Below are 13,596 nucleotides of genomic sequence, written 5' to 3' on the forward strand. Positions count from 1 at the left end.
GAGCGCCTATACAGCGGCCGGCCGCCAGAACGGCGGCCGGCGCGTGACATCACGCCATCGGTTGGGCGATGTCGGCGATGCGATAGCCGGCGCTCTGCACGGTGTGCAGCAGCGGACGGTCGAACGGCTTGTCGATGATCTTGCGCAGGTTGTACAGATGGCTGCGCAGGTTGTACAGATGGCTGCGCAGGGTGTCCGAATCGGGCAAACCGTTGCCCCAGATTTCGCGCTCGATTTCCTGGCGGGTGACCACACGCGGCGATTCGCGCATCAGGATGGTCAAAAGGCGCAGGCCGATCGGCGAGAGCTGCAGCTCGGTGCCGGCACGGGTGGCGCGCATGCTCACCGGGTCCAGCACCAGGTCGGCGACCTTGAGCACTTCCGAGCCCACCTGGCGACGCTCGCGGCGGATCAGGGCACGCAGGCGCGCCTCCAGTTCCTGAATCGCAAACGGCTTGGTCAGGTAGTCATCGGCGCCAAAGCCCAGGCCGGTGAGCTTGTCGTCCAGCGTGTCGCGGGCGGTCAGCATCAACACCGGTGTGGACTTGCGTGCGTCGTTACGCAGGCGGCGACACACTTCGATGCCGTCCAGGCGTGGCAGCATGAGATCCAGCACGACCACGTCGTAGCTGTTCTCCGCGGCAAGACGGTAGCCGTCCAGGCCGTCCTGCGCGTAGTCGACCTCGAAGCCACGGCCTTCCAGGTACTCGCCGATCATTTCGGAGATATTGCGGTTGTCTTCGACGACCAGCACGAGGCCGGACGTTTCCTTGGTCTGACGCATGGACTTTCCTCGGTCTTCAGCTTTGTGAAACATGCCGGATCGACGGTGGAAAGAGCGTGAAGACCGGATAACGTTTCGTGTTCCGCGGCATTTAGCGGCCGAGCAGCGGGCGCAATGCCGGCCATACCGTCTCCAGCACCTTCGGTTGCGCGGCGGCGGTGGGGTGCAGACCGTCCGCCTGCATCAGGCCGGGCTGCAGCGCGACCTTTTCCAGGAAGAACGGCACCAGCGCGGTCTTGTACTGTGTGGAGAGGTCCGCATAGGTCGCCTTGAGCCGCTCGCGGTAGGCTGGGCCGTAATTGGGCGGCACGTCGATCCCGAGCAGCAGCACCTTGGCGCCGGCGTGCTGGCTGAGCTGGATCATCTTTTCCAGGTTGCCCTTGAGCTGGGCCGGGGTCAGCCCGCGCAGCGCGTCGTTGCCGCCGAGCTCGATGACCACCACGCCGGGGCGGTGTTTTTCCAGCAGGCCCGGCAGCCGGGTCAGCGCGCCGGAGGTGGTTTCGCCGCTGATGCTGGCATTGACGACTGCCGGTGGCGTCGCCATGTCACGCTTCAGGCGCTGGTCCAGCAGGGTCACCCAGCCGGACTGCACCGGGATGTTGTGCGCAGCGCTCAGGCTGTCGCCCACCACCAGGACCGGCGCAGTGGCGACCGGACTTTTGGCAGAGGCAATCCCCGGCGCAAGCAGGGAGAGTGTCAGCAGCCACAGGGCCAGCACGCCATATCGCAGTGTTCTTTCACGCATTCGGAGATTCCTCATCGACAGTCTGGCCCCCCGCTCCAGCACCCGCACCGCCATCGACGTTCGCGAGGTCGGCAAGTCCGTCAGTGGCCCGGAGGGAACGCTCCACATCCTCGACAACGTGAGCTTGACGGTCAGTGAAGGCGACAGCATCGCCATCGTCGGCGCGTCCGGCTCGGGCAAGACCACCCTGCTCGGCCTGCTGGCCGGGCTGGACCTGCCCAGCCGCGGCAGCATTGCGCTGGCGGGCCAGGACCTGGGCCAGCTCGACGAAGAAGCGCGCGCCGCGCTACGCGCCCGCGATGTCGGCTTCGTGTTCCAGAGTTTTCACCTGCTGCCGGCGCTGACTGCCGAAGAAAACATCGCACTGCCGCTGGAACTGGCCGGGCGCGAGGATCCGGCGCGGGTGCGCGAAGTGCTGGAGGCCGTGGGCCTGAGTGCACGTGCGCGGCATTACCCGCGCCAGCTGTCCGGTGGCGAGCAGCAACGCGTGGCGTTGGCGCGCGCCTTCGTGGCCCGCCCGCGCATCCTGTTCGCCGATGAGCCCACCGGCAGCCTCGACCAGGCCACCGGCGCGCAGATCAGCGACCTGTTGTTCGCGCTCAATGCCACCAGCGACACCACCCTGGTGCTGGTCACCCACGACATGAGCCTGGCGCAGCGCTGCAGGCACATCTACCGCATCGACAGCGGCCGCCTGCACGCACACACCGGTCCGGCGGCATGAACGTCGTGCGCCAAGCCGCGCGCGCCGTGCGCCGCGAATTCCTGGCCGGCGATCTGCTGACGGTGTTCGCCGCGCTGGTGCTGGGCGTGGCGGTGATGACCGCGGTGGGCACCCTGGTCGACCGGGTGACGCTCGCGCTGACCTCCAGCGCGGCCGAAGTGCTCGGCGGCGATCTGGGCGTGACCGGGCGGCAGGAGATCCCGGCCGACTTCGCCGCAGAAGCCCAGCGACGCGGCCTGCAGAGCACGCGCATGGTCAGCTTTCCCAGCGTGCTGTTCCATGGCGATGCCAGCCAGATGGCCAATATCCGCGGCGTCGGCCCCGGCTACCCGCTGCGCGGGCAGTTGCTGGTGTCCAAGGACGGCACCGGGACGGAAGGCAGCGTCGCCAGCGCACCGCCGCCGGGCCAGGCCTATGCCGATCCGCGCCTGCTCGAAGCGCTGGGCCTGCACGTGGGCGAGCAACTGGAATTCGGTGCCGGCCATCTGACCATCACCGGCGTGTTGCGCGCCGAGCCCGATGCCTCCGGGGAGCTGATGCAGCTCTCGCCGCCGCTGCTGGTCAATCGCGCCGATATCGACGGCGCCGGCCTGCTCGGCCCGGGCAGCCGCGCCTCCTATCGGTTGATGTTCGCCGGCGCACCGGATGCCATCGCCGACTTGCGCGCCTGGCTCAAGCCACGCGCCAGCGAGTATCGCCTGGTGGGTATCGAAGACACCCAACGCGGCATGCGTGCAGCGTTTGATCGCGCCGGCCGCTTCCTGGCCTTGTCGGCGTTGCTGGCGGTGCTGTTGTCCGGCGTGGCCACGGCCCTGGCAGCGAACCGGTTTGCGATGCGACGCATCGACACCGTGGCGGTCTTGCGCTGCCTGGGCGCCCGCCAGCGCGACATCCTGGCAATGCTGTCGCTGCAGTTGCTGCTGACGGCGATTCCGGCCTGCCTGGTCGGTATCGGGCTTGGCATGCTTGCGCAGGAAGGCCTGGTGCAGGCGCTGGGCAGCCTGATCCCGAACCGGTTGCCGCTGCCGCAGGCCACCCCGGCCCTGGCCGGTGCGGGCATCGGCCTGGTGCTGTTGCTGGGCTTCGGCCTGCCGCCGCTGCTGCGGCTGCGCAACGTGCCACCGATGCGCGTGCTCAACCGCAGCTTTGCTGCAGTGCCGCCCAGCTCGTTGCTGGTGTATGGCGCCGCCCTGGCCGCCACGCTGGCGCTCACCGTCTATGCCACCGGCAACCTGGTATTGGCCGGCTGGGTGCTGGGCGGCCTGGCCGCGCTGGCACTGGTGGCGATGTTGCTGGGGCTGGGCCTGCTCGCGTTGCTGCGACCGATTCAGCACCGCCTGCGCGGTGCCTGGAAACTTGGCCTGGCCTCGCTGACACGGCGCCGCGGCTTGAGCGTGGTGCAACTGGTCGGGCTGTCGCTGTCGTTGTGCGCGCTGTTGCTGCTGGCGGTGGTCGGCCCGGGCTTGCTCGGCCAATGGCGCGACCGCCTACCGGCCGATACGCCCAACTACTTCCTGATGAACATCCAGCCCGAACAAACCCAGCCGGTGCTGCAGACGCTGCGCGGTCTGGGGGTGAAGGATGCGGCCGTGGAGCCGTTTTCCACCGGGCGCCTGGTGGCCATCAACGACAAACCGCCGGTGCGTGGCGACCGCGACCCGGCCGACGATGGCGACGGCGACAACCGCCCGGTGAATTTTTCCTGGCGTCACGCGTTCCCGCCGGCAAATACGCTGCTGCAGGGCAAGTTCTGGGCGGCCGGCAGCACCGCGGCGGAAGCCTCGGTGGAAGAAGGCTGGGCGCAGCGCTACCAGCTCAAACTGGGCGATCGCATCACCCTGCTGCTGGGCGAACAGCAACGCACGTTCACCGTGACCAGCATCCGCAAGGCCGATTGGGATTCGTTCCGGGTCAACTTCTTCCTGCTGCTCAATCAAGGATCGGTCGGCGATGCACCGTACAACCTGATTTCCGCCTTCCACCTGCCGCCGGGCAATGCGTCCAAGCTGGCGGCGCTGAGTCGCGACTATCCGAACATTTCGTTGCTGGATATCGATGCCATCCTGGGCCGCGTGCGCGAGGTCATCGACCAGGTGGCACAGGCGGTGCAACTGGTGATGGGCTTCAGCCTGCTGGCCGGCGTGCTGGTGTTGCTGGCCGCATTGCAGGCCACCGCGGGCGAACGCCGTTACGACAGCGCAGTGTTGCGCACCCTGGGCGCACGCCGTGGCCAGCTACGCGGTGCGGTGCTGGTGGAATTCGGCGCGCTTGGCTTGCTGGCGGCGACGCTGGCGGTGACCGCTGCGGCCGTGATCGGCGCGGTCGTGGGGAAGCAGGCGTTCGAGATGGCGTTGACACCGGATTGGCCGCGCCTGCTGCTCGGCGGCGCATTCGGGCTGGCCTTGAGTCTGTTGGCGGGTTGGTCGGGCACGCGGCGCATCCTGTCCACGCCGCCGGCGTTGGCATTGCGGAGCGAATAAGCGCGGGTAAAACGCGTCGCATGCGGGCAACGGCATGCGACGCGCGGCCCGGTGGCTGTGCTGCAGGCCAGCTCACGGACGCTGTGGCGCGCAGCGTGAGGGGCCTTGCTCTTCTGTGAGTGCTGCATATGTCTGCAGCGCATAAGCACCTTGCAAATCGTACGTTCGCAGCGGTGGCACGACTGCCTAGAGTGGTATGTCCGGCCGCCGGCCCAGGCGGCCTTTCGTTGCCGTCGAGGTGCCACGTCATGGCCAGCATCACTTCCGCAGCGCGTGTGCACACGCCGCGCGATGCGTCTTCCCCCGTGCAGAGCTCCAGCGTCAGGATCGTGCCATTCGACGCTCCGCTGGGCGCCGAAGTGATCGGGCTGGACCTTGCGCAACCGCTGGACGCCGCCACCTTCGCGCGTATCCATCGCGCGCACCTGGATCACCACGTGCTGGTGTTTCGCGATCAACGCATCACACCGGCCCAGCAGGTGGAATTCAGCCGCCGCTTCGGGCCGCTGCAGATTCACGTGCTGCGCAACTTTCAACTGCGCGGGCACCCGGAAGTGCTGGTGGTGTCCAACATCAAGGAGAACGGCGAGCCGATCGGCCTGGGCGATGCCGGGCATTACTGGCACTCGGATCTGTCGTACAAGCAAACACCGAGCCTGGGGTCGCTGCTGCATGCGCAGGAGCTGCCCAGCGAAGGCGGCGACACCCTCTTTGCCAACCAGCACCTGGCATGGCAAACGCTGCCCGAATCGCTCAAACGCGCCGTGCAGGACCTGCGTGCCGAACACAGTTATCTGGCCAAGTACGAGGAGTTGCGCGCCCGCAATCCGTGGCGGCCGGCACTGACGCCGGAGCAGATTGCCGAAGTGACACCGGTGCAGCACCCGGTGGTGCGCACGCATCCGGAGACGGGCCGCAAGGCGCTGTTCGTCAGCGAGCATTTCACCACGCGCATCGTCGGCTTGCCCGAGGACGAAAGCCGCGCGCTGTTGCAGAGGTTGTTCGAACACTCCACGCATGCTGGGCTGGTGTATCGGCATCGCTGGCAGCCGCACGACATGGTGTTCTGGGACAACCGTTCGGTGATGCATCTGGCTGCAGGCACGCCGGATCATCTGCGCCGTCGGCTCAACCGCACCACCATCGAAGGCGATGCACCGTTCTGAGCCTGCACCTGTTCCCTCCCCTTCCCGACTGGAGCGCCGCATGCGTTTGACCGTCACTTCCCACGCTCCTGCGCCGCGCCGGCGTTTTTCGCGGCGCATCGCGCTGCTGGTGTTGGCCGCGCTGCCGCTGTTGCACAGCGCGCATGCGCAGGCCGAAGGCAAGCTGCGGATCGCCAAGCAATTCGGCATCGTTTACCTGCTGCTGGACGTGGCGCAGGACCAGAAGTTGATCGAACAGCAGGGCAAGGCCGCCGGTGTGGACATCGACGTGCAATTCCTGCAGCTCTCCGGTGGGGCGGCAGTCAACGATGCGTTGTTGACCGGTTCGATCGATATCGCCGGTGCCGGTGTCGGGCCGCTGTTCACCATCTGGGACCGCACGCGCGGCCGCCAGAATGTCCGCGGCGTCGCATCGCTGGGCAATTTCCCGTACTACCTGATCAGCAACACTCCGCGCATCAAGTCCATCGGCGATTTCACGCCAAAGGACCGTATTGCGGTGCCGGCGACGGGTGTCTCCGTGCAATCACGTTTCTTGCAACACGCCTCGCAACAACGTTGGGGCGACAAGGGCACCCATCAGCTCGACGCGCTACAAGTCGCCTTGCCGCATCCGGATGCCGCCGCGGCGATCATCCGTGGGCGTACCGAAATCACCGCGCATTTTGCCAGCCCGCCGTTTCAGGAGCAGGAACTGGCGCGCAACCCGGCCGCGCATATCGTCACCAGTTCCTACGAGATCGAAGGCGGCCCGTCGTCGGCAACGGTGTTGTACGCCACCGAAAAATTCCGCAAGGACAATCCCAAGACCTACCGCGCGTTTGTCGCCGCACTGGACCAGGCGGCGAAGTTCGTTACGGCCCATCCGGAGCAGGCGGCCGATATCTTCCTGCGCCGTAATGGCTCGGGCATCGACCGCGCGCTGGTGCTGCAGATCCTCAAGGACCCGAAAGTGCAGTTCACCGTGGCACCGCAGAACACGCTGGGGCTGGGCAAGTTCATGCAGCACAGCGGGGCGATCAAGCAGGCGCCGGGCAAGGTGGGCGATTACTTTTTCGACGACCCGCTGATTGCGGGCGGGAGCTGAGCGATGAGCACGCCCCTGCTGCAGGTCGATCATGTCAGCCTGGAATATGCCTCGGCCCAGCGCGTGGTGCGCGCGACCCATCGCGTGCGCTTCGATGTGCACGAAGCCGACCGCTTCGTGCTGCTGGGGCCCTCAGGCTGCGGTAAATCCACATTGCTCAAGGCGGTTGCCGGTTTTGTTGCGCCGCGCGAAGGACAGATCCGCCTGGAGGGTCATGCGGTCACCGGTCCCGGGCCGGACCGGGTGGTGGTGTTCCAGGAATTCGACCAGTTGGCACCATGGAAAACCGTGCGCGAGAACGTGGTGTTCGGGCTGCGTGCGGCGCGCAAACTCGGCCGTGCCGAGGCGCGCGAGCGGGCAGACGACAGTCTGGCCCAGGTCGGGCTGAGCGGATTTGCAGATGCTTACCCGCACACCTTGTCCGGCGGCATGAAGCAGCGTGTAGCCATCGCACGCGCCCTGGCGATGCGCCCGCGTGTCCTGCTGATGGATGAACCGTTCGCGGCACTGGATGCGCTGACGCGTTCGCGCATGCAGGAGCAGGTGCTGGAATTGTGGGAACAATTGCGCTTCACGCTGTTGTTCGTCACCCATTCCATCGAAGAAGCATTGGTGGTCGGCAATCGCGTGCTGCTGTTGTCGCCGCACCCGGGCCAGGTGCGCGCCGAACTCAACGCGCATGCCTTCGGCCCGCACAGTGCCGGCAGCGTGGCCTTCCAGCAGACCGCGCAACGCATTCACCGGCTGCTGTTCGATCTGCCCGATGACACGCTGGACGACGACAAGGTGGCACCGCTGCGTCGCCCGTCCCTGCGCCAACGCCAGGCGCTGACATGAGCCGCAGCACCGCAAGCGCAGTGCCGCCGATTCCACCGGTGCGGCCCGAGTACGAAGTGGCACTGACCCCGCTGGACCCTGCCCTGGGCGCCGCGACCACGCCCACGCGTTGGCACGCACCGCCCTGGCTGCGCAAGGCATGGGTGCTGGTGGTCTTGGTCGCGGCATGGGAAATCGCCGCGCGGCTGGTCGGCGACGATCTGATGCTGCCCGGCGCAGTGCAGACCGCGCGCGCGTTCTACGACGGGCTGCTGTCGGGCGAACTGCTGCGCCGGGTCGGTGCGTCGTTGCGTGTGCTGGCGCAAGGTTATGCGCTGGGCGTGCTGCTGGCGTTCGTACTGACCGCGCTGGCCGCTTCCACGCGCTGGGGCCGCGATGTGCTCGGCACGCTGACCGCCATGTTCAACCCGCTGCCGGCCATTGCGCTGTTGCCGCTGGCCTTGCTGTGGTTCGGGCTGGGCACCGGCAGCCTAGTGTTTGTGCTGGTGCACTCGGTGCTGTGGCCGCTGGCGCTGACCACCTACGCCGGCTTCCAGGCGGTACCGGACACGCTGCGCATGGCCGGGCGCAACTACGGCCTGCGCGGCCCGCGCTATGTGGTGCAACTGCTGGTTCCGGCGGCGCTGCCGGCGATCCTGTCCGGGCTGAAGATCGGCTGGGCATTCGCCTGGCGCACCCTGATCGCCGCCGAACTGGTGTTCGGCGCCACCTCCGGCCAGGGCGGCCTGGGCTGGTACATCTTCCAGAACCGCAATGAGCTTTACACCGACAAGGTCTTCGCGGGGCTGGCGATGGTGATCGTGCTGGGGCTGCTGGTGGAGGGCGTGGTGTTCCAGGCGATCGAGCGGCTCACGGTGCGTCGCTGGGGCATGCAGCGCTAGCGCGGCCCCGGCGGCACGGTCGCGTGCGCTTAACGAAGTTGGCTTATGCTTCGGCCCCCATTCTCTGCCGCTCGCCGCCATGCCCACTGCCCCCTTCACCGCCTACCTGTACCCGGTCCTGCTGCTGATCGCCAGCAACGTGTTCATGACCTTCGCCTGGTACGGGCACCTGAAGTACAAGACCACGCCGCTGATGATCGCCATCCTGGTCAGCTGGGGCATCGCGTTCTTCGAATACTGCCTGCAGGTGCCAGGCAACCGTCTGGGCAGCGCGGTGTATTCGGCGCCGCAGCTCAAGGGCATGCAGGAAGTGATCACGCTGCTGGTCTTTGCCGGTTTCTCCACCTTCTACCTGGGGCAGTCGCTGAAGTGGAACCATTGGGCCGCGTTCGGCCTGATCCTGGTGGCCGCGTTCCTGATGTTCAAGGAATAAAGGCAAAGCACCCTCTCGCTCGTAGGAGCGCACCCGGGCGCGACCTCGCAAGAGCCCCCTGCGGTGTGATTGGCCTTACCGGGAATGCCATATCGCGCTCGGATGCGCTCCTACGGCGTCAGGGTGCCTAGTTCGCCGGTTCGACCCACCGTGCGAACACCGCATCGATTTGCGCGTCCTTGACCGGCTTGCCCTTCTGCGCTGACTCAGCCTGCTCGAACATCGGCACGATCATCGCCATGCCGTCCGGCTTGGTTTTCAGATGCAGGCCCGGTGGCGTTTGCAGGAATGCGGCCCAGCGCGCGCGCACCTTGGCCCAATACCCCTGTGTGCCTTTCCAGTACGCATAGGCCGGGGCGAAGTCCACCTCGGTGGTCTTGCGGTAATCGTTGAAGCCGAACTCGCGTGCAATCGCTTCCTGGGTGCCGTCGGGCTTGCGCAGCACCTTGGTATTGAATTGTTCGTGGGTCCAGCCGTTCGGCGTCAGCGTGTGCCGGTTGATCACCGATAGCGCATTGTAGTCGCTGCGCCTGGTGTACTCGCGCCGCGGCAACGGGCGCCAGCTGGGATCGCTGGTCCAGGTGGGGTGGCCATCGGCGTAGTCCCAGCGGCCGGTGCCGCAATAACGCGGCGCGTCGCTGACTTCGTACACACATTGCGTCCAGGTGCCGCTGGTGATGGCCGGCGCCAGCGCATGCACCGTCCAGGTCTGCTCGGCGGTGAATTCAAACCGTTGCGGTGCCTCGAAGGTCCAGTCCTGCCGCCAATGCTTGGTCACGTGCCCGGTCTTTTCGTCGACCAGCACGTGCTGCAGCACCAGCCTGCGCGGCGAATCCTCCACCACGATGACCACTTCGCTGGCGCCGCTGCGCATCGCCGAAGCGCGCTCGTAGCCGGGCTTGAGCAGCACGGTTTCGTCGAACGCGAAATCCACCGCGTATTCGCCCTGCATCGCCAGGATGCTCTGCCGATCGCGCTGAGCATCGGCGGCGGCAATCAACGGCAACAGGCTCAGTGTGGCGGCGACACAGCGGGAGAACAATCGGCTCATCGGCACTCTCGGTAGTCATTGGGGAACATCAGGGACGCGCGCGCAGCAGCGACATCGTCATGACACGGGGTCGGCACCGCGGGCATTCACCGCGGCAGTACGCAGCACTGCAGCGCGCGCGCAGCAACAATCGTCCACGACCACGCGGCCGTCGATGCCCTCGTCGCGCGCCAACCGTGCAGCAACCTCAGCGCCCAGCGCAGAGACGGTGGCCAGGCTGGCGGTGATGGGGTGATCGTGGCTGGCCGCAGGCTGCAAGCGCAGTGCGCTCAAGCGCCATGCATCGCCGCGCATGCGTCCGGCCAGGCGGCGCCATAGCCGTTCGCCGACGCCCAGTTCATGCGTGTCCATCGGCAGTGGCGGCAGCCGAGAGACCAGGCGGTCCCAGCTCAGGAAATCGCTGTCGGGCAACAGGCAGAGCCGCCAGCAGCACTGTCCTGCCGCATCGAAGAACCAGATGCCCTCGTGCACGCCGTCGCTGTCCACCCGACGGGACGCGGCTGCAGCGACCGCGTGCTGCCAACCATCCAGTTCGTTGCCCAACGCAGGCCGATACAGGCAAAGCACCGTCCCTAGCGCCGCCAACTGCCGTGGTCGCGGCAGTGCCGCGCGGGTAGCGCGTGCATGCAGGGGCAACGGGATGGCGCAGAGGTTGGGCATGGCCGCTACCAGCTCACAGCCAGGCTGAGCGAGGCAGTGCGCCCGGCGCCAGTGAAGCGGTCCAGCACCGTGCTGCTGGCCAGCGTGCCGTTGGGCAGCGCGTTCCAGTCCACGTAACGGCGATCGGCCAGGTTAAACACGCCTGCGGTGAGCTTGGCGCCGGGCGCGAATTCCCAATGCCCCATCAGATCCAGCGTGGCGTAGCCGGCCGGCACGTAATAGCTGTCCAGCTGCGGGCGATGTTTGCGGGCCACAAAGGTACCGATCACTTCTGCGCCCCAGCGATCACTGTCGAAGGCCAGGCCAAGCGTGCCGCGCAACGGGTCGATCGAATTGAGCGGCGTGCCGTCGGTGAGGTTGTCGCCTTCCGCATAGGCAACGGCACTGTTCAACGACCAGCCTTGCCAACCCGCCAGCATGCCCAGATCGATGCCCGCGCGCGCCTCTGCGCCCTTGATCACCACATCGTCCACGTTGCGCGACTGGAACAGCGCCAGCCCGTCGGCATTCACGCCAGCCGGCGCATACGATTCGATGAAGTTGCGGTAGTCGGTGTAGTACACGGCGAGCCCGAAATAGCCGACCGCATCGTTGAAACGCAGGCCCAGTTCGCCACCGCGGCTGGTCTCCGATTTCAGATCCGGATTGGCGATGGCGGTGTAGCGCGCCTGCAGATTGGTGAAACCGATATTGACGTCGTTGTACGGCGGCGCGCGGAAGCCATGCGCGTAATTGGCATACGCCGACCAGGCGTCCGAAAACCGCCACACCGCACCGAACTTGGGAGACACCTGGGTCTCGTCGATGGTCTCGGCGGCAACGCCGGGATTGTCTTCGCGGAAGATGTCGTCCACCTGCGGCGACAGCCGGAAATAATCCACGCGCACGCCCGGCGTCAGCGACAGCTGGCCATCGAGCAGGCCGATCTCGTCCTGCGCATACAACCCGAGCTTGGTGGTTTCGCTCATCGGGAAATCGCGCACCGGAAACACGTCCTGACCGACGCGATTGCTCACCACGCCATTGGCCAGATTGACCGAATAGCCGTCGCGCTTGGCGCGCGTATCGGTCCAGGTGCCATCCAGCCCATAGGTGATTTCGTGGCTGAGGGTGCCGGTTTCGATGGACTTATGCGCGTTGACCAGCAGGCCGTAAACACGCTGATCGAAATTATGTTCGTTATGCCGGCGCGTGGTGTTGCCGCGCAGTTCGTTGGTGCGTTGCAGGCTCTCGCTGTCCTGGCGATACAGCTGCCACTGCAGATCGTCGGTCCACACGGAATCCAGCGCATCGACTTCATGCCGCAGCGAGACCCGCGCACGTGTCTGATGATCGCGTCCTTGCTGCGACAGGATGCGTAGCGACGCCGTCGGACTCCGCGTATCGACGCCGGTCAATGCATCGATGCTGCCGTAGTCTTCGTTGCCTTCGACCGTGAGTTTGAAGCGCTGTTGTGCGCTTGGGGCGTACACCAGTTTGGCGAGCACACTGCGCCCATCGATGCGCTGCGGATTGGCCGCAGTGCGGGTGAAATCGCGGCTGCGGTCATCGCCCTGGTTTTGCGCCTCCTGGCCCTGGCGATGACTCACCGCCACCAAGCCGCTCCAGCGTTCGCCACCGAACGCGCCGGTGGCACCGGCAAACAGGCCGTTCCAGTCGCCTTCGTAGCCGAACTTCAGGCCGACGTAGCTGTGCTTGTCTGCGCTCAGATAGTCCGACGGATCCTTGGTGACGAAAGCGACCACGCCGCCCAATGCATCCGAGCCATACAACGAGCTGGCCGGCCCGCGTACCACTTCCACGCGCTTGAGCGTTTCCAGGTCGACGAAGTTACGGTTGGCGTTGAGATAGCTGCCGAAGCTGAAGGTGTCCGACACCGGCACGTTATCCACCAGCATCGCCACGCGGTTGCCATCCAGCCCGCGGATGCGGATGCCGTTGGCACCGGTGAAGCGGCCGCTGGTGCTGGTGACCGACACGCCCGGCGTGTAGCGGAACAGATCCTTGAGTTCGCGCACCAGTTGGTTGTCGAGCTGTTCGCGGTCGATCACATCCACCGTGCTGGGCACATCCACCAGTGCGCGCTGGGTGCGCGTGGCGGTGACCTGGAGCCGGTCGAAGTCGTGCACCTCACGCGCACCCTCCGCTCCGGCATCGCGTTCGGCAGCACGGGCACACAAGGAAATAGCGGGCAGCGCCAGCGACAGCGCGACCACCAGCGGATGCAGGCGGATCATCAGGAACCTTTACGCGTCCCCCGGCGGCGCGTGCGGCATAAGCCAAACGCGGCAGGGAAGATGGAGTTGAGTGGCGGGCGGCGGCGGCAGCGCCCGCTACGATCTTGCGCACATGCGTCGAGCGAGTACGCAAAGATGGGATGCCATGGCAATCGAGCGTTGCGCGCAGAGCAGGATCGCGTCATCGGCACTGACGGCGCACGACGATCGTTGCGGCAGCGGCTGCGCACAGTGGCTGTGCGCAGCCCAGTGGCTGGATTATTTGGTCAGGATCAGCTTGTCGTTGCTGGTGTGGCGCAGGCGATAGACGCGATCGCCGTGCTGGATCAGCACTTCACGCCGGCCCTTGAGCAGCGCTTGGCTGCTGATGAGGTCTTCGGCGGGCACGGCGCGCGGCGTGGCGCGGTCGCGCAGATTGACCGGTTCGGAGCGAAGCAGCACGGGGTGGGCGGTCATGATCTGGTTCTCCAGTCGGTTGGCCAGACAAATAATAACCATTCTCATTTAATGA

The 13,596-nt window shown here is 66.3% G+C and carries 13 protein-coding genes; 7 read left to right on the forward strand and 6 right to left on the reverse strand.

The window, feature by feature from the left end; translation table 11 throughout:
- Positions 1-49: 49 nt before the first annotated feature.
- Positions 50-784 (reverse strand): response regulator transcription factor, encoded by a 735-nt coding sequence (locus AC1POX_RS17770; RefSeq protein ID WP_242898829.1) that lies wholly within the window; start codon positions 782-784, stop codon positions 50-52.
- A 91-nt stretch (positions 785-875) separates the two neighbouring features.
- Positions 876-1,544 (reverse strand): arylesterase, encoded by a 669-nt coding sequence (locus AC1POX_RS17775; RefSeq protein ID WP_005910775.1) that lies wholly within the window; start codon positions 1,542-1,544, stop codon positions 876-878.
- Positions 1,545-1,653: 109 nt separating this feature from the next.
- Between AC1POX_RS17775 and AC1POX_RS17780 the strand changes: the two genes are divergently transcribed.
- From AC1POX_RS17780 to AC1POX_RS17810, 7 genes are all read left to right on the forward strand, one after another.
- Entirely contained in the window at positions 1,654-2,253 is a 600-nt protein-coding gene (locus AC1POX_RS17780; RefSeq protein ID WP_372356433.1) for an ABC transporter ATP-binding protein, read from the forward strand.
- The gene (locus tag AC1POX_RS17785) at positions 2,250-4,733 is read left to right on the forward strand and encodes an ABC transporter permease (RefSeq protein ID WP_372356434.1); all 2,484 of its coding nucleotides are present in this window, start codon (positions 2,250-2,252) and stop codon (positions 4,731-4,733) included. The genes AC1POX_RS17780 and AC1POX_RS17785 overlap by 4 nt, the downstream gene beginning before the upstream one ends.
- Positions 4,734-4,981: 248 nt before the next feature.
- A complete protein-coding gene (locus AC1POX_RS17790; protein ID WP_338338763.1) occupies positions 4,982-5,899 on the forward strand; it encodes a TauD/TfdA dioxygenase family protein in 918 nt (305 codons plus the stop codon).
- A gap of 40 nt (positions 5,900-5,939) precedes the next feature.
- Positions 5,940-6,986, forward strand: coding sequence for an ABC transporter substrate-binding protein (locus tag AC1POX_RS17795; protein ID WP_008573582.1), 1,047 nt, complete (start codon positions 5,940-5,942; stop codon positions 6,984-6,986).
- Between the two features lie 3 nt (positions 6,987-6,989).
- Positions 6,990-7,823: an ABC transporter ATP-binding protein gene (locus AC1POX_RS17800; protein WP_338334399.1), complete on the forward strand. Its 834-nt coding sequence runs from the start codon at positions 6,990-6,992 to the stop codon at positions 7,821-7,823.
- Positions 7,820-8,704: an ABC transporter permease gene (locus AC1POX_RS17805; RefSeq protein ID WP_014089425.1), complete on the forward strand. Its 885-nt coding sequence runs from the start codon at positions 7,820-7,822 to the stop codon at positions 8,702-8,704. Before AC1POX_RS17800 ends, AC1POX_RS17805 begins: the two co-directional genes overlap by 4 nt.
- A gap of 79 nt (positions 8,705-8,783) precedes the next feature.
- On the forward strand, positions 8,784-9,137 hold the full coding sequence (locus AC1POX_RS17810; RefSeq protein ID WP_005910790.1) for a DMT family protein: 354 nt from the start codon (positions 8,784-8,786) through the stop codon (positions 9,135-9,137).
- Positions 9,138-9,264: 127 nt separating this feature from the next.
- On the opposite strand, the gene AC1POX_RS17815 is transcribed toward AC1POX_RS17810, so the two are convergent.
- From AC1POX_RS17815 to hemP, 4 genes are all read right to left on the reverse strand, one after another.
- Positions 9,265-10,188, reverse strand: coding sequence for a DUF6607 family protein (locus AC1POX_RS17815; RefSeq protein ID WP_029818711.1), 924 nt, complete (start codon positions 10,186-10,188; stop codon positions 9,265-9,267).
- 57 nt (positions 10,189-10,245) lie between these two features.
- On the reverse strand, positions 10,246-10,848 hold the full coding sequence (locus tag AC1POX_RS17820) for a Hemin transport protein (RefSeq protein WP_338340101.1): 603 nt from the start codon (positions 10,846-10,848) through the stop codon (positions 10,246-10,248).
- Between the two features lie 5 nt (positions 10,849-10,853).
- Entirely contained in the window at positions 10,854-13,085 is a 2,232-nt protein-coding gene (locus AC1POX_RS17825) for a TonB-dependent hemoglobin/transferrin/lactoferrin family receptor (protein ID WP_372356435.1), read from the reverse strand.
- A 258-nt stretch (positions 13,086-13,343) separates the two neighbouring features.
- On the reverse strand, positions 13,344-13,583 hold the full coding sequence (hemP, locus tag AC1POX_RS17830; RefSeq protein WP_029818708.1) for a hemin uptake protein HemP: 240 nt from the start codon (positions 13,581-13,583) through the stop codon (positions 13,344-13,346).
- Positions 13,584-13,596: the final 13 nt, after the last annotated feature.

The sequence above is a fragment of the Xanthomonas sp. NCPPB 3442 genome (assembly GCF_056725145.1).